This is a genomic window from Polynucleobacter sp. JS-JIR-5-A7 (assembly GCF_018687935.1).
GTDB lineage: Bacteria > Pseudomonadota > Gammaproteobacteria > Burkholderiales > Burkholderiaceae > Polynucleobacter.
This window is the reverse complement of record NZ_CP061308.1, coordinates 1947017-1961724: the sequence shown is the minus strand read 5'-3', so window position 1 is coordinate 1961724 and position 14708 is coordinate 1947017. Positions and strand designations below refer to the sequence as shown.

The 14708-nt window shown below is 46.2% G+C and carries 16 protein-coding genes and 1 other RNA gene; 6 read left to right on the top strand and 11 right to left on the bottom strand.

Annotated elements, in window-relative coordinates; genetic code table 11:
• Positions 1–54 precede the first annotated feature (54 nt).
• An RNA gene (rnpB, locus tag AOC29_RS10195) (RNase P RNA component class A) lies at positions 55–361 on the top strand.
• Here rnpB and AOC29_RS10190 read toward each other — a convergent pair.
• Positions 362–784, bottom strand: a complete 423-nt coding sequence (locus tag AOC29_RS10190) for an OsmC family protein (RefSeq protein WP_215295877.1) — start codon at positions 782–784, stop codon at positions 362–364. It lies immediately after the preceding RNA gene.
• A 417-nt stretch (positions 785–1201) separates the two neighbouring features.
• Between AOC29_RS10190 and rplM the strand changes: the two genes are divergently transcribed.
• From rplM to erpA, 4 genes are all read left to right on the top strand, one after another.
• Positions 1202–1630: a 50S ribosomal protein L13 gene (rplM, locus tag AOC29_RS10185; protein WP_215295876.1), complete on the top strand. Its 429-nt coding sequence runs from the start codon at positions 1202–1204 to the stop codon at positions 1628–1630.
• A gap of 9 nt (positions 1631–1639) precedes the next feature.
• Positions 1640–2041 carry a 30S ribosomal protein S9 gene (gene rpsI / locus AOC29_RS10180; RefSeq protein WP_076023685.1) on the top strand — a complete coding sequence of 134 codons (402 nt, stop codon included), beginning with the start codon at positions 1640–1642 and terminating at the stop codon, positions 2039–2041.
• 137 nt (positions 2042–2178) lie between these two features.
• Positions 2179–3237, top strand: coding sequence for an N-acetyl-gamma-glutamyl-phosphate reductase (gene argC, locus AOC29_RS10175; protein ID WP_215295875.1), 1059 nt, complete (start codon positions 2179–2181; stop codon positions 3235–3237).
• Positions 3238–3329: 92 nt separating this feature from the next.
• Positions 3330–3704 carry an iron-sulfur cluster insertion protein ErpA gene (gene erpA, locus AOC29_RS10170; protein WP_215295874.1) on the top strand — a complete coding sequence of 125 codons (375 nt, stop codon included), beginning with the start codon at positions 3330–3332 and terminating at the stop codon, positions 3702–3704.
• 7 nt (positions 3705–3711) lie between these two features.
• On the opposite strand, the gene AOC29_RS10165 is transcribed toward erpA, so the two are convergent.
• Positions 3712–4839 (bottom strand): anhydro-N-acetylmuramic acid kinase, encoded by a 1128-nt coding sequence (locus AOC29_RS10165; RefSeq protein WP_215295873.1) that lies wholly within the window; start codon positions 4837–4839, stop codon positions 3712–3714.
• 88 nt (positions 4840–4927) lie between these two features.
• Here AOC29_RS10165 and tyrS point away from each other — a divergent pair, with 88 nt between their 5' ends.
• Positions 4928–6160 (top strand): tyrosine--tRNA ligase, encoded by a 1233-nt coding sequence (gene tyrS, locus AOC29_RS10160; RefSeq protein WP_215295872.1) that lies wholly within the window; start codon positions 4928–4930, stop codon positions 6158–6160.
• Positions 6161–6165: 5 nt separating this feature from the next.
• Here the strand turns inward: tyrS and ruvB are convergent, their stop codons facing one another.
• From ruvB to murU, 9 genes are all read right to left on the bottom strand, one after another.
• Entirely contained in the window at positions 6166–7236 is a 1071-nt protein-coding gene (gene ruvB / locus AOC29_RS10155; protein WP_215295871.1) for a Holliday junction branch migration DNA helicase RuvB, read from the bottom strand.
• A 27-nt stretch (positions 7237–7263) separates the two neighbouring features.
• On the bottom strand, positions 7264–7845 hold the full coding sequence (gene ruvA / locus AOC29_RS10150) for a Holliday junction branch migration protein RuvA (protein ID WP_215295870.1): 582 nt from the start codon (positions 7843–7845) through the stop codon (positions 7264–7266).
• Between the two features lie 29 nt (positions 7846–7874).
• Positions 7875–8393, bottom strand: coding sequence for a crossover junction endodeoxyribonuclease RuvC (gene ruvC, locus AOC29_RS10145; RefSeq protein WP_215295869.1), 519 nt, complete (start codon positions 8391–8393; stop codon positions 7875–7877).
• A gap of 21 nt (positions 8394–8414) precedes the next feature.
• On the bottom strand, positions 8415–9995 hold the full coding sequence (gene purH / locus AOC29_RS10140) for a bifunctional phosphoribosylaminoimidazolecarboxamide formyltransferase/IMP cyclohydrolase (protein ID WP_215295868.1): 1581 nt from the start codon (positions 9993–9995) through the stop codon (positions 8415–8417).
• Positions 9996–10024: 29 nt separating this feature from the next.
• Positions 10025–10264, bottom strand: coding sequence for a helix-turn-helix domain-containing protein (locus tag AOC29_RS10135; RefSeq protein ID WP_215295867.1), 240 nt, complete (start codon positions 10262–10264; stop codon positions 10025–10027).
• A gap of 43 nt (positions 10265–10307) precedes the next feature.
• Positions 10308–11324, bottom strand: a complete 1017-nt coding sequence (gene dusB, locus AOC29_RS10130) for a tRNA dihydrouridine synthase DusB (RefSeq protein WP_215295866.1) — start codon at positions 11322–11324, stop codon at positions 10308–10310.
• Positions 11325–11468: 144 nt separating this feature from the next.
• Positions 11469–12626, bottom strand: coding sequence for an FAD-dependent monooxygenase (locus AOC29_RS10125; protein ID WP_215295865.1), 1158 nt, complete (start codon positions 12624–12626; stop codon positions 11469–11471).
• 3 nt (positions 12627–12629) lie between these two features.
• Entirely contained in the window at positions 12630–13994 is a 1365-nt protein-coding gene (locus tag AOC29_RS10120) for an aminopeptidase P N-terminal domain-containing protein (RefSeq protein WP_215295864.1), read from the bottom strand.
• Complete coding sequence (gene murU / locus AOC29_RS10115) at positions 13987–14703, bottom strand: N-acetylmuramate alpha-1-phosphate uridylyltransferase MurU (RefSeq protein ID WP_215295863.1); 717 nt, start codon at positions 14701–14703, stop codon at positions 13987–13989. The genes AOC29_RS10120 and murU overlap by 8 nt, the downstream gene beginning before the upstream one ends.
• Positions 14704–14708 lie beyond the last annotated feature (5 nt).

Here is a 14708-nt window from a genome sequence, read left to right as displayed (position 1 = left end):
GCTAGTATTTCGTTTTCAAGCCAATTTGCTCCGTCTGCGTTAGACTGCAGGCGCAGAGTCAATTAGGCAATCGCCGCCTCTTTATTGAGGGGGAGGAAAGTCCGGACTCCACAGGGTAGGGTGATGGCTAACGGCCATCCACGGTGACGTGAGGAATAGGGCCACAGAGACGAGCGTATTTAGTTACGGTGAAACGCGGTAACCTCCACCTGGAGCAATCCCAAGTATGCAGACGATGAGGCGTCCCGCTGAGTCTGCGGGTAGGGAGCTTGAGCCGTTAGGTAACTAACGGCCTAGAGGAATGATTGCCCCTAGGTGCGAATCTAGGCGACAGAATCCGGCTTATCGATTGACTCTGCACTTATTCCGTAATGACTTCGACGCTGTAAGTCAGCTCAGCAGTTTTAGCCAGCATGGTAGTGGCGGAGCAATACTTTTCATGAGAAAGCTTCACGGCGCGATCCACTTTGGTTTGCTCTAAATCTTTGCCTTTAACGATGAAGTGCAAATTAATCTTGGTAAAGACTTTGGGGTCCTCAGAGGCCCTCTCTGCCTGAAGGGTGACATCGCAGGCTGTAACTGCTTGGCGAGCCTTTTGTAGGATTAAAACCACATCGAATGCGGAACAACCTCCAGCTCCAGCCAGAAGGAGTTCCATCGGCCTTGGAGCTAGGTTTCTGCCGCCTGCTTCAGGGGCGCCATCCATATTGACGAGGTGCCCACTGCCAGTTTCAGCTGAAAAAGCCATACCGCCATTACCCAACCAAGAGACTCGACATTCCATATCAGTGATCCTTAACTTAATAAATTAATCAATATTATCAATAGTTTACCAATTTCTATACATTAGTATTGTCCTAAATTTAGGCTAAAAAACATCAGAAAATTGATTTTGGTCAATTTTCTTGCATTGCACCATAAATCTTGTGTAGAATAACCATATTGGTAGTCAGTCTTGTATAAGACTGCGACTTACCACCCAGTGTCTCCTCCACCCAAACATAGGTGGATTCCAACCCAGGACTCGTTCCTGGGTTTTTTTTGGGTTACAATTCGAGGCTTTACTGAATTACCGAACCAGTCAGCGGTGATTTGTTGTACCAGTTAGATTGCAGAATCTGCGAGCTTGCAAACATAAGCAGGGCCAAGGTGGACGTAGTTTGGTTGGGGTAATTTTTTGACTATAACAATTTGAGAAATCATGAAAACTTTTTCCGCAAAATCCCATGAGGTAAAGCGTGAATGGTTCGTGATTGACGCTACGGACAAAGTCCTCGGTCGTGTCGCCAGTGAAGTGGCACACCGTCTACGCGGCAAGCACAAGCCTGAATTCACACCACACATTGATACTGGCGACTTTATCGTCGTGATCAATTCATCTAAGCTACGTGTCACTGGCACAAAAGGCTTGAACAAGATTTATTACCGTCACAGCGGATACCCAGGTGGTATTAGCTCGACTAACTTCGACAAGATGCAAGACCGTTTTCCAGGCCGCGCTTTGGAGAAGGCTGTGAAGGGTATGTTGCCAAAAGGCCCACTAGGCTATGCCATGATCAAGAAATTGAAAGTATATGGCGATGCTAATCATCCGCACACGGCTCAACAGCCTAAAGCGTTAGAGATTTAAGGAAACCAAATGGCTATTAATTACGGAAATTGGAATTACGGTACCGGTCGCCGCAAGAGTTCTGTTGCGCGCGTTTTTATTAAATCTGGCAAAGGCGAAATTACTGTTAACGGTAAGCCTATCGATGCTTATTTTGCTCGTGAAACATCGCGCATGATCGCTCGTCAGCCTTTGGCTCTCACAGCCCACTTAACGACCTTTGATATCAAAGTAAACGTTTCTGGTGGCGGTGAAACTGGCCAAGCTGGTGCAGTTCGTCACGGCGTAACTCGTGCATTGATCGATTACGACAACGCTCTGAAGCCAGCTCTGTCTAAAGCAGGCTTGGTTACCCGCGATGCTCGTGAAGTTGAGCGTAAAAAAGTTGGTCTGCATGGCGCTCGTCGTCGTAAGCAGTTCAGCAAGCGCTAATTCTTTCAGTCGCTTCAGTTTTATCGAAAGGGTCGCGCAAGCGGCCCTTTTTGTTTCTACAATGAAGCAAATTGTAAGAATGTTGTATTACTCTGCAAAAATAGAGTGATTAGGAATACAGGATTTTGGAGAAAGACATGATTAAGGTTGGCATCGTTGGCGGTACAGGATATACCGGGGTTGAGCTACTGCGTTTATTGGCCCAGCATCCTGAAGTCAAAATAGTTGCTATTACATCTCGCACTGAGGCTGGTATGCCAGTAGCCGAAATGTTCCCATCTTTGCGTGGTCGTGTTGATCTGAAATTTACAACACCGGATGAAGCCAAATTAAACGAATGTGATGCAGTGTTCTTTGCAACCCCGCATGGTGTTGCAATGGCACAAGCAAAAGAATTGCTTGCAAGCAATGTGAAGATTTTGGATCTTGCGGCGGACTTCCGTTTGAAAGATGTTAAAGAATTTGCCAAGTGGTATGGCATGGAACATAGCTGCCCAGAGATTTTGGCTGAAGCTGTTTATGGTTTGGCGGAGATAAACCGCGAGGCTATTAAAAAAGCACGTGTTGTCGGCTTAGCTGGTTGTTATCCAACTTCAGTGCAACTTGGGCTTGCACCATTACTCTCTCCAAAAGCTAATGGCGGTAAGCAGTTGATTGATGGCAATCACATTATTTCTGACTCCAAGTCAGGAACCTCCGGTGCTGGACGTAAAGCCGAGATTGGTACATTGCTATCTGAGGCAAGTGATAACTTCAAAGCCTATGGTGTTAAAGGCCATCGCCATCTTCCTGAAATCGTGCAAGGTTTGAAGGCGATTGCAGGTCACGATCAGATTGGTCTGACATTTGTGCCGCATCTCACCCCGATGGTAAGAGGCATTCACTCGACTTTGTATGTGCGCCTGACCGAGGCTGGAATGGATGTTGACTACCAAAAGCTCTATGAGAACTTCTATCAGGGCGAGCCTTTTGTCGATGTAATGCCTGCTGGCAGTCATCCAGAGACGCGTTCAGTGCGAGGTAGTAATGGCATTCGGATTGCGATCCACCGGCCAGGAGATGGGGACACTTTGGTCATTTTGGTAGTGGAAGACAATCTAGTGAAGGGTGCTTCAGGTCAGGGCGTACAGTGCATGAACCTCATGTTTGGCTTGCCAGAAACTACTGGGCTTAACCAAATAGCCGTTTCTCCATAATCGGGTATCTGGGTGATCAGTAATGACCCTTCAGCAGACCGGGCATTTAAAGCCTAGAATAGAGTTATCGTCTTTTGAATTAGGAGTAAATCATGACCCAATTAGCTACGCAACCTGCACAAGATTTAGCCGAGCCACCAACCCCTTTGGTGTTCACGGATAGCGCTGCTGCAAAAGTGGCTGACTTGATTGCTGAAGAAGGTAATCCAGAGTTGAAGTTACGTGTGTTCGTTCAAGGCGGTGGTTGCTCAGGTTTTCAATACGGCTTCACATTTGATGATGCTGTGAATGAAGATGACACCCTTTTTGAAAAGAATGGTGTTACTTTGTTAGTCGATTCAATGAGCTTCCAATATTTAGTGGGCGCTGAGATTGATTACAAAGAGGACATCAACGGCTCACAATTTGTGATTAAGAATCCAAATGCCACAACCACTTGTGGTTGTGGCTCTTCTTTCTCCGCTTAAAAATCTACTACGCTGGATAACAAGCACCTAGAATTCTGGGTCCCTTCGCTCCTGTAACGGCTGGCAAATTTGCTGGCCGTTTTTCTTTATGAGCCCAGGCAAGCCAAGCAAAAGCGAGGCCTTCAACGAATTGCGGATCGATACTAACAGAATCACTCGTTGTAATTTCTAAAGGCTCTGTAAAGAAATGCTGTGCCTTCACTTTGAGTAAATTCATCAAGGCTTGGTTTTTGGCGCCGCCTCCGCAGACAATCAGCTTCTGGGTTTGTGGGCCATGACGTACCAAGGCTTCTAGCGCTGAATGAGCGCTTAGGTGCAATAGGGTTGCTTGCACATCTTCAATGGAATGATTCACATCCCCTAGTTTTTCTTGTAACCAGTTAAGATGAAAATCATCTCTTCCCGTACTTTTTGGTGGAGCTTTTGCAAAGAAGGGATCTGACAACATTCTTGCCAGCAGCTCTGTATTCACTTTACCTTTTAATGCCCATTTACCATTCTCATCAAAAGTATTTCCTTGATGTTGATGTATCCAAGCGTCCATCAAGATATTTCCAGGGCCACAATCAAAACCAGTAATTTCACCGCCATTTGGAAGAAGAGTGAGATTAGCGATGCCGCCAATATTTAAGACTGCGATGCTTTTTGTTGCAGAAAATTGTTGTGCATGAAAAGCGGGAACTAATGGGGCACCCTGACCGCCAGCAGCAAGATCGCGACTTCTAAAATCTGCAATGACATCAATACCGGTCTTTTCGGCTAAGAGAGCTGGATTGAGGGTTTGGTGTGTGTATGCTAAATCTCCAAGATGAGGCTGATGGCGAATAGTTTGCCCATGGGCGCCAATAGCAGTGATATCCGATGCCTGCAAATTCGCTTTGTTAAGTAATGTGACCACTGCCTCGGCATAGGCTAGGGCCAAGGCATTACCAGCCTGCCTCTCCCTATCGAGCTCATTGGGGCCTGTAGCTTGCAGCTCAAAAAGGGCTTTTCGAAGATCGGGGGCAAAGGGTGCGCTAACAGCCTCTACTGCGCTCGTTCGACCATTGGGCCCAATTTTTGCTAGAACGGCATCAATCCCATCCAGGCTGGTGCCAGACATTAGGCCAATGTAATGGGAATCGGACTTGTTCATGGGGTTCTGGGTTTAGCTCTCAAGGATGCGACAATTATGCTTTAGCAATTTAAATACTAATTTAACTGAAACAGTTAACCGAATCAGCATGACGGCTAAACCTGAACAAAAATATCCTTTGACCCCCGAAGTCTTTACTGCACTCGAAGTCACCAAACGTGGCTGTGATGAGCTATTAGTTGAGGCTGACTGGATACAAAAGCTGGCTCGTAGCCAGGCCACTAAGACCCCACTCAGAATCAAACTGGGTTTGGATCCAACTGCTCCTGATATTCATTTAGGTCATACGGTTGTTCTGAATAAATTACGTCAGTTGCAAGATTTGGGTCATACCGTGATTTTCTTGATCGGTGACTTCACCAGCATGATCGGCGATCCATCGGGCCGCAATGCTACTCGTCCACCATTAACTGCAGAAGAGATTGCTGTTAATGCCGAGACTTATTATCGTCAAGCAAGCATGGTGCTCGATCCGGCTAAAACAGAAGTGCGCTATAACAGCGAATGGTGTGATCCTTTAGGCGCACGCGGCATGATTCAGTTGGCTGCGAAACATACCGTTGCTCGTATGCTAGAGCGCGATGACTTTACGAAACGCTATCGCAATGGTGTACCGATTTCTATTCATGAGTTCTTATATCCTTTGATGCAGGGCTATGACTCGGTTGCTCTAAAGAGTGATTTAGAGCTTGGTGGTACTGATCAAAAATTTAATCTCTTGGTTGGTCGTGAACTCCAGCGTGAGTATGGCCAAGAGCCTCAATGTATTTTGACTATGCCGCTCTTGGTTGGTTTGGATGGCGTTGAGAAGATGAGTAAGTCCAAAGGGAATTACATCGGTATTAGTGAGCCCGCTGGAGATATGTTTGGCAAGCTCTTAAGCATCTCAGATGATTTGATGTGGGATTACTTCACATTGCTGTCATTCCGCCCAATGTCAGAAATTGATTTGATGAAGCAAGAAGTTGCTGCTGGACGAAACCCAAAAGACTGCAAAGTATTGCTTGCGCAAGAAATCGTTGCGCGTTTTCATTCTCAGGCTGCGGCAGAAAAAGCCTTAGAAGACTTTAATCACCGTGCTAAAGGCGGTGTCCCTGATGACATCCCAGAAGTAAATCTCTCTGGAGCCCCCATGGGAATTGCCAGCCTCCTCAAGGCTGCCGGCTTAGCACCATCTACATCAGAAGCGATGCGTAATGTTGAGCAAAGTGGTGTAAAGATTGATGGTGCTACCGTAACAGATAAACAAGCCAAAATTGAGGCTGGAACCTATGTTGTGCAGGTTGGTAAGCGTAAGTTTGCTAAGGTAACGCTGAGTTAATGAGTTTAGAGGTCTAGGCTAGCACTGCCACTAGGTGGGGTTAAACCAAAGTGCTCATAAGCTTGCCGTGTTGCTACACGACCACGAGACGTTCTCTGTAGATAGCCTTGCTGAATGAGGTAAGGCTCTAAGACATCCTCTATCGTGTCACGTTCCTCGCCAATCGCTGCAGCTAGGTTATCAATCCCGACTGGACCTCCATCAAACTTGTGCAAGATAGCTTCAAGCAATTTTCTATCCATCACATCAAAACCACTTGGATCAACATCCAACATCTTCAGTGCGGCATCAGCCATGGCTTTGGTAATCGTGCCAGTGCCTTTTACTTCTGCATAGTCACGTACACGACGCAGTAAGCGATTGGCAATACGCGGAGTGCCACGAGCACGTTTTGCAATCTCTATAGATCCCTCTGGATCAATACTTGCCTTAAGCAAATTTGCCGAGCGATTGATGATTTTGGTGAGCTCTTCAGTGGTGTAGAACTCGAGTCTTGCCACAATTCCAAAGCGATCACGCAATGGGTTGGTAAGCATACCTGCGCGAGTCGTTGCGCCAATTAAGGTAAATGGTTTGAGGTCGATCTTGACGCTACGCGCTGCAGGCCCTTCGCCAATCATGATGTCAAGGCTATAGTCTTCGAGCGCTGGATACAGGATCTCCTCAACTACTGGAGAGAGACGGTGAATTTCATCAATGAAGAGCACATCATTGGTTTCTAAATTCGTTAACAATGCAGCGAGGTCGCCAGGCCTATCTAGAACAGGACCGCTGGTTTGGCGCAAGTTGACGCCCAACTCTCGCGCAATGATGTGTGCAAGCGTAGTTTTACCAAGACCTGGAGGACCAAATAGCAAAACATGATCAAGCGCTTCTTGACGTGCCCTAGTGGCGCTAATGAAGATTTCTAATTGGGCACGCGCTTTCGTTTGGCCAACATACTCGTCGAGTTGTTTTGGGCGTAAAGCTCTTTCAAACACGGCTTCAGAATTACCTGCCGCGCCACTAACAATGCGGTCATTATTTTCCGGTAAATCTTCAGGGATAGAGCTGAGGTCGTCTGTATGAATTGCCATGCTGCCAGTTTAGTGGGGTTTAGCTAATCAGGTCTTAGATAAATACTTTAAGCCCATCCGAATGCCATCGGAAACTGAAGTGTCTGGCGGGATTTGCTTGAGGGCTAAGAGCGCTTCTTTTTCTGAATAGCCTAAAGCAAGCAGTGCTTGTAGCACTTCACTATTGGCATCTAATACTTGAGGTTTGCCGGTAGTAATTCCTAAGTCTGGGGCAAGCTTACCTTTCAGTTCTAGGCAAAGACGCTCAGCAGTCTTTTTACCAATCCCGGGAACTTGGGTCAGACGTCCAGCTTCTTGAAGAGCGATTGCTTGAGCCAACTCGTTCACACTCATGCCAGAGAGAACCGCTAATGCAGTTCTAGAGCCAACACCGCTGATCTTAATGAGCTGTCGAAATGCTTCGCGCTCTGTCTCCGTAGCAAAACCAAAGAGTTGCTGCGCATCCTCACGCACTTGGAAGTGAGTGAGAAGGGTGATTTTTTGACCTGCTTGGGGTAATTGATACAAGGTACTCATGGGCACATCCACTTCATAACCAATGCCTTGGCAATCGACCAAGAGGCGAGGTGGATGAATTGAAACGAGGATTCCTTGAATACGACCAATCATGTAGAGATCTTAACCTGTGAAGTGTATTTTTACTTACTGCGTTTCTTGGAAGTTAATGCCGCAGTAATAGCTTTTGGTATTTGAGCGTGATGGGCCGCGCAGATGGCGACGCCCAATGCATCAGAAGCATCAGTCCCTGGTGCACGATTTAATCTGAGGAGACGTTTCACCATCTCTTGTACTTGAGGCTTGGCTGCGCGACCTGTTCCAACAATGGCTTGCTTAACGCGAAGGGCACTGTATTCGGCAACGGGGAGCTTTTCTGCAACGAGTGCGGCAATAACAGCACCTCTCGCTTGACCTAACATCAAAGTTGAACGTGGATTAACGTTTAAAAAGACTTCTTCAATTGCAGCAGACTCTGGGCGATAGGTTTCTAGAACTTCTTTAAGGCCAGCATAGAGGGCGCCTAAGCGCTCAGGCAAGCCCTTGGCAGGATCACCACTTTCAATCGTTCCAGAGGCTATATAGGTCAGTTTTTGGCCGTCAACATCGATGACACCAAAGCCAGTAGTACGCAAACCCGGGTCGATTCCAATCCAACGCATGCGTATTTTTTCTTCCCTTGCTTAATGACGGAAGTGACGAGTGCCAGTAAAGATCATGGCAATGCCATGTTCATTTGCTGCAGAAATGATTTCATCATCACGCATACTGCCTCCTGGTTGAATCGCACAGCTCGCGCCGCCATTAACAACCACATCCAGACCATCGCGAAATGGAAAGAAGGCGTCACTGGCGACTGCTGAGCCTTTTAGGCTTAAGCCTGCGTTTTCAGCTTTAATGCTAGCCATACGTGCAGAGTCAACCCGGCTCATTTGGCCTGCGCCAATGCCGAGGGTCATGCCATTAGCGCAATACACAATGGCATTGGATTTGACGAACTTGGCTACTCGCCATGCAAACATCATGTCATTCATTTCGCTTGGGGTTGGCTGTCTTTGGCTAACAACGCGCATCTCACTTTGAAGAACATTCTTTGCATCTGGCGATTGAACTAGTAAACCACCGCCAACACGCTTGAAATCAAAATGATTAAATGCAGTGCCGAGTGGAATTTCCAGAAGACGTACATTTTGCTTGACTGCAAAAATGGCTTTCGCTTCATCGCTAAAGCTTGGAGCAATTAATACTTCGACAAATTGCTTGGAAATAGCCTCAGCAGCAGCGCCGTCGCAGAGCACGTTAAAGGCAATAATTCCACCAAAAGCTGAACTCGGATCTGTTTTAAAAGCTTTTTGATAGGCCTCTAGTGCTGTTGCGCCAACAGCTACGCCACAGGGATTGGCATGCTTAATGATGACGCAGGCTGCTGCGCCGTCAGCATTACCAGAAAAGCTTTTGACACACTCCCAAGCAGAGTCAGCATCAGCGATATTGTTGTAAGAAAGCTCTTTGCCTTGCAACTGCTGATAGCTTGCAAGAGCGCCAGCTACTGGGTAAATATCTTTGTAGAACGCAGCAGATTGATGTGGGTTTTCGCCATAACGCATCTCTTGTACTTTTTCAAAAGCCAGGTGCAACGTTTTTGGATAAGCAGAGCGGGCTTTGTGATCTAGGTCATCGCCCAATGCGGACAGATAATTGGCAATGGCACCATCGTATTGAGCAGTATGTGCAAATACTTTTTTAGCCAATGCTAAGTTTGTCTTATATGAAACTGTATTGTTGTTAGCTTTCATTTCGGCCAAAACTGGCGCGTAATCTTCTGGTGAAATTAAGACGGTGACATCTTGATGATTTTTTGCTGCTGCACGTAACATCGCAGGGCCACCAATGTCGATGTTCTCAACTGCATCCTCGAAGTTGCAGCTTTCCTTTGCCACTGTCTCATTGAAGGGGTAGAGATTGATTACGAGCATATCGATTGTGTCGATGCCATGCTTCTTCAGGGCCGCCATGTGCTCAGGAAAGTCTCTGCGAGCCAATAAGCCACCATGCACCATTGGGTGGAGTGTTTTTACACGGCCATCTAGCATTTCAGGAAATTGAGTTAAAGAAGATACTTCGACTACGGGCAGATTATTTTCGGCTAATAGCTTTGCTGTACCGCCGGTAGAAATGAGTTTGATTCCTTGCTCATGAAGAGCTTTAGCGAAAGACACAATGCCATTTTTATCGGATACGGAGAGAAGCGCTGTACGGATCATAAGTTTTGGAAGGTTTAATAAATAACTGTTTATTTAATGAGCTGATGTTCAACTAATTTCTTATGCAGGGTATTGCGGTTGATGCCAAGGTACTGAGCAGCTAAAGATTGATTTTGTTTGGCATGTTGCATAACGAGTTCAAGCATTGGTTTTTCTACCACAGCCAATACCATTTGATAGATGCCGTTTGGTGGCGTACCCTTGAGGTCATTTAAGTAAACCTGTAATTGTGTTTCAATGCATTCGGTGATCGGGTGTTTATTGGTCATAAATATGAATTGATATATGAATTTGGTGCTTAAAGTCGAAAAATTAGGCTGCTTCTAAAAAGAGTAGGCGGTCAGAATGAGATTTCATTTCATCAAAATAATCATTGACCATTTGTAATTGGGTTTTGCAATCATCTGCAGTATTCATGCGCTGACGAAAAGCATGTGAGTCTCGCAAACCTTTGCAATACCAGCCGATATGCTTGCGGGCTGTGCGCAGGCCAATGTGTTCACCGTAGAACTCATAGTGATCTAAAAGATGGGCATTCATGATTTTCTGAATTTCTTTAATCTCTGGAGTGGGTAGCTTGCCACCAGTCTCTAAGTAATGATTGATTTCACGAAAGATCCAGGGGCGCCCTTGTGCGGCACGACCAATCATGATGGCATCGGCACCAGTGCTTTCTAAAACAAATACAGCTTTTTCTGGGCTATTGATATCGCCATTCGCAACCACAGGAATATCCACACTGTTTTTAACGGCGGTGATTGTTTCATATTCTGCTTCACCTAGATAAAGGTCGGCACGCGTACGGCCATGAACGGTAAGCATGGAGATGCCAGAATTTTCAGCAAGGCGTGCAATCTCGATTGCATTTTTATGCTCACGATCCCAGCCAGTCCGAATTTTTAAAGTCACTGGTACTGCATCTGGGCCAACGCCGACTGCATTAACAACCGCTTCTAATATTTGTTGTACAAGTGGTTCATCACGGAGTAGTGCCGAGCCTGCAGCAACGTTACAAACTTTCTTTGCTGGGCAGCCCATATTGATGTCGATAATTTGCGCACCATGGTCTACATTCATTTTTGCTGCTGCAGCCATCATTGCGGGATCTGCACCAGCAATTTGGACTGCAATCGGTTTGAATTCGCCAATGTGATTGGCACGACGTTGGGTTTTTTCGCTTTTCCACAAAAGGGCATTAGAAGCCACCATTTCTGAGACGGCATACCCAGCACCTAATTGCTTGCAAAGCTGTCTGAATGGACGATCTGTTACTCCTGCCATGGGCGCGACAAAGAGTCTATTTGCGAGGGTATGAGGGCCAATCTTCATCTATTGCGGGGGCGACTCGGTGAGTATTTTGCGGAAAGCATGACACTTTAGCACAGTCAGACCAAAATCTGCCTATTTTTTAGGCAGATTACTTGCTTCAGATGAACTACTGAATGTTTGGAGTTTGAAGGCTTTTGAAGCCCCTTAGCGCCTGCCAAACATCATCTGGCGAGCCAAGGCTGTTTTGACTGGTGGAAGCCACTGAAGGGCTGATAATGCCAATCCTCGAGCGACAACTACGGGGGCGAGATTTGAGGTGAATACTCTTGCCATCAAGTCTGTCAAACCAATCGTTGTGGTTCTATCGGCTTTACGACTTTGTGCATAACTTTCCAAAGTATTTTGAATCTGCACTGCTGTTTGCTGATCAAGCGCGCTGGAAAATAGCCCCGCCAATTTTTCCGCTAATAAGTAAGCATCTCGTAAACCTAAGTTCAAGCCTTGACCTGCAACAGGATGCAAAGCTTGAGCTGCATTGCCAATCCATACTTCATGGTCTTTAGTAATTTGTTTGCGATAGTTCAGGCCAAGTTCATATAAACGACGATCTTGAATTTTGAGAAAACGGCCAATGCGTGAGCCAAATTCATTTTGTAAGGATGTTAAAAATTCAGCATCACTAAATTGCAAACGTTGATGTGAGGATTCTGGTGAGCCACACCAAACGAGATTAAGAATGTTGGGCCCGTAGTGACTCGGTAATACTGCCAGCGGTCCTTCGGCAGTAAAGCGCTCCCAGGCTTGATAAGGTATGGCATTTTCTACTTCAACTAATCCTACTAAGGCTGATTGCCCATAGTCTCGACCAGATTCCACCCAATCTTGTTTTTTAAAGAGTCCGCCTTCGGCGTGGACTACGCACTGAGCATTGATATAGTCATGCTCAACATTGCTATCAATATGTTGCCAAATAAAATTCGGGCTCTTTACCTGAATATTTCTTAAGGCTTGGCGAAGCGTAATGTGAATATCACGATAACGAATAATGTGACCAAGTGCATCCTGACGAAGCTCTTCGCGTGTCATGAGTGCGCGACCAAAGCGACCTGCTTGCGAGACATGTACACGATGGATATCAGCACAATCTGATGGCCATGCATGGATCGTATCTAGTAGGAGCTTGCTACCATGTGAAAGGGCAATACCCCTACTATCAGCAGCTACAAGCTCTGCGTCATCGGCAGGATTACGGTCTAGTAGCGTCAGTTTTGCTTCGGGAAACTTTTGTAAAATCCATGCAGCGCAGGCAAGCCCAACAGGCCCGCCCCCATGAATCAAGATGTCGCAGTCTTTGGGACTCATTCTTTAGTTATTTTTCATGAGCGCTTCGATTTCATCAGCTTTAACTGGTGCGCCACGAGAAATCAATTCACAACCTGATTCAGTGATGACAGCATCATCTTCAATGCGGATGCCAATATTCCAAAACGCTTGATCGATATCGTCCGCAGGTCTGACATATAAGCCAGGTTCGATGGTGATGACCATGCCACTTTTTAGAATGCGCCAAGGTTTTTCTTCTTGCGAGCTAGGCATTGACTCGCGATAAGAACCTACGTCATGAACATCCATACCCAGCCAATGGGAAGTGCGATGCATATAGAAGCGGCGGTAGGCGGCAGTTTCAATGGCGTTTTCCAAAGAACCTAATTCTGTAAGTTTGAGAAGTTTTTCATCGAGTAAGCCTTGGGTAAGCACTTTGAGTGCTGCTTCATGGGGTTGCATGAAAGTATTCCCCGGTTTTGTTACTGCAATGGCTGCTTCTTGTGCCGCAAGGGTAATGTCATAGAGCGCACGTTGTGGGCCGGTAAATTTTCCATTGACTGGAAATGTGCGCGTGATATCCGATGCATAGCCATCTAACTCGCAACCAGCATCAATGAGACAAAGTTCACCGCTTAGTAATTCAGTAGAGCTCGCGCGATAGTGAAGGATGCAAGCGTTGGCGCCACCAGCAACAATACTGTTGTAGGCAACACTTTGTGAGCCACTGTTGCGGAATTCATGAATTAATTCAGCTTCGAGTTGATACTCCCGCATCCCTGGTTTACAGGCTTGCATCGCACGGATATGTGCTCTTGCAGAGATCGCAGCAGCACGCCGCATGATCTCGATTTCATGAACATCTTTAAATAAGCGCATTTCATGAATCAGTGTCTCAATATCATGAAATTCTGATGGTGGGTTGATGCCACTGCGAGCTTGCCCTCTTACTTGTTTCATCCAGTGGCGTATACGTCGATCTGCCTCCGCACTTTCGGCTAATCGCACATAAACAGCATCATGATCTGCTAATAACTCACCAAGCTTTTGATCAAGCTCTTGGTTACTATGCGCAAACTCGATGCCCAGTATTTCTGGCGCAGCTTCTGGTCCTAAACGAATGCCATCCCAAATTTCTCGTTCGAGATCTTTGGGCCTACAAAATAAATGTGACTCGAGTTGATAACTTTTTCCACTGCTAGCAACTTTCATTACTAAGGTTGCGCCGGGCTCTTCAAATCCTGTGAGATAGTAAAAATCACTGTCATGACGATAAGGAAAGTCGCTATCGCGATTACGTGCGAGCTCTGGCGCAGTTGCAATGACAGCAATGCCACCACCGGTTTTAGTAAAAATATGTTTTGCTAAAGCATTTCTGCGAAGCTGATAAATATCGGTTTTATTCATATGCTGCGTTGAGCTCTTGTAAGCGTTGTGGCGTACCTACATCGTGCCACGGACCGACATATTTTTCACCAGACACTTGATTTTGCGCCATGGCAGCTTTGAGGAGGGGCGCCAGCTTAGCTGAGATACCCATTTCTAGATCCTTAAAGAGATCTTTGTGGTAGATGCCAATACCTGAAAAGGTCAACTTTTCAGCTCCTCCAGGATCCTGAGGGTTTACCTGTGCCTCTTTAAGATAAAAGTCACCATCAGGATGGTGACTGGGGTTTGGCACTAGGAGGAGGTGAGCTAAGATTTTGTTGGAGCCATTTCTTAACTTAGAAGCTATCCCCAAAATTTTGCTCACTGGTAAGTTCGGACTAAATACATCCCCATTGATCACCAAAAAATAATCTTCAGCTTGAAGGATGGGTAGCGCCTTGACTATGCCGCCCGCGGTTTCTAAAGCAGTGCCTTCCGGTGAGTATTGGATATTAAGGCCAAATTGATGCCCATCGCCTAAGGAGACTTCAATCTTTTCACCCAACCATGCGTGATTGATCACCACCTTTTCAATCCCCGCATTTGCTAGTGCTTCTAGATGCCACGCAAGCAATGATTTATTTTTAATGGTGAGCAAAGGCTTAGGTAAATTATCTGTTAAAGGGCGCATACGCTCGCCTCTACCAGCGGCTAATAAAAAGCAAGGAAGAAGATTGCTCTTAGACATGATTT

Coding starts and splice junctions, on each gene's coding strand:
- AOC29_RS10190 (WP_215295877.1), bottom strand. CDS start 784: ATGGAATGTCGAGTCTCTTGGTTGGGTAATGGCGGTATGGCTTTTTCA.
- rplM (WP_215295876.1), top strand. CDS start 1,202: ATGAAAACTTTTTCCGCAAAATCCCATGAGGTAAAGCGTGAATGGTTC.
- rpsI (WP_076023685.1), top strand. CDS start 1,640: ATGGCTATTAATTACGGAAATTGGAATTACGGTACCGGTCGCCGCAAG.
- argC (WP_215295875.1), top strand. CDS start 2,179: ATGATTAAGGTTGGCATCGTTGGCGGTACAGGATATACCGGGGTTGAG.
- erpA (WP_215295874.1), top strand. CDS start 3,330: ATGACCCAATTAGCTACGCAACCTGCACAAGATTTAGCCGAGCCACCA.
- AOC29_RS10165 (WP_215295873.1), bottom strand. CDS start 4,839: ATGAACAAGTCCGATTCCCATTACATTGGCCTAATGTCTGGCACCAGC.
- tyrS (WP_215295872.1), top strand. CDS start 4,928: ATGACGGCTAAACCTGAACAAAAATATCCTTTGACCCCCGAAGTCTTT.
- ruvB (WP_215295871.1), bottom strand. CDS start 7,236: ATGGCAATTCATACAGACGACCTCAGCTCTATCCCTGAAGATTTACCG.
- ruvA (WP_215295870.1), bottom strand. CDS start 7,845: ATGATTGGTCGTATTCAAGGAATCCTCGTTTCAATTCATCCACCTCGC.
- ruvC (WP_215295869.1), bottom strand. CDS start 8,393: ATGCGTTGGATTGGAATCGACCCGGGTTTGCGTACTACTGGCTTTGGT.
- purH (WP_215295868.1), bottom strand. CDS start 9,995: ATGATCCGTACAGCGCTTCTCTCCGTATCCGATAAAAATGGCATTGTG.
- AOC29_RS10135 (WP_215295867.1), bottom strand. CDS start 10,264: ATGACCAATAAACACCCGATCACCGAATGCATTGAAACACAATTACAG.
- dusB (WP_215295866.1), bottom strand. CDS start 11,324: ATGAAGATTGGCCCTCATACCCTCGCAAATAGACTCTTTGTCGCGCCC.
- AOC29_RS10125 (WP_215295865.1), bottom strand. CDS start 12,626: ATGAGTCCCAAAGACTGCGACATCTTGATTCATGGGGGCGGGCCTGTT.
- AOC29_RS10120 (WP_215295864.1), bottom strand. CDS start 13,994: ATGAATAAAACCGATATTTATCAGCTTCGCAGAAATGCTTTAGCAAAA.
- murU (WP_215295863.1), bottom strand. CDS start 14,703: ATGTCTAAGAGCAATCTTCTTCCTTGCTTTTTATTAGCCGCTGGTAGA.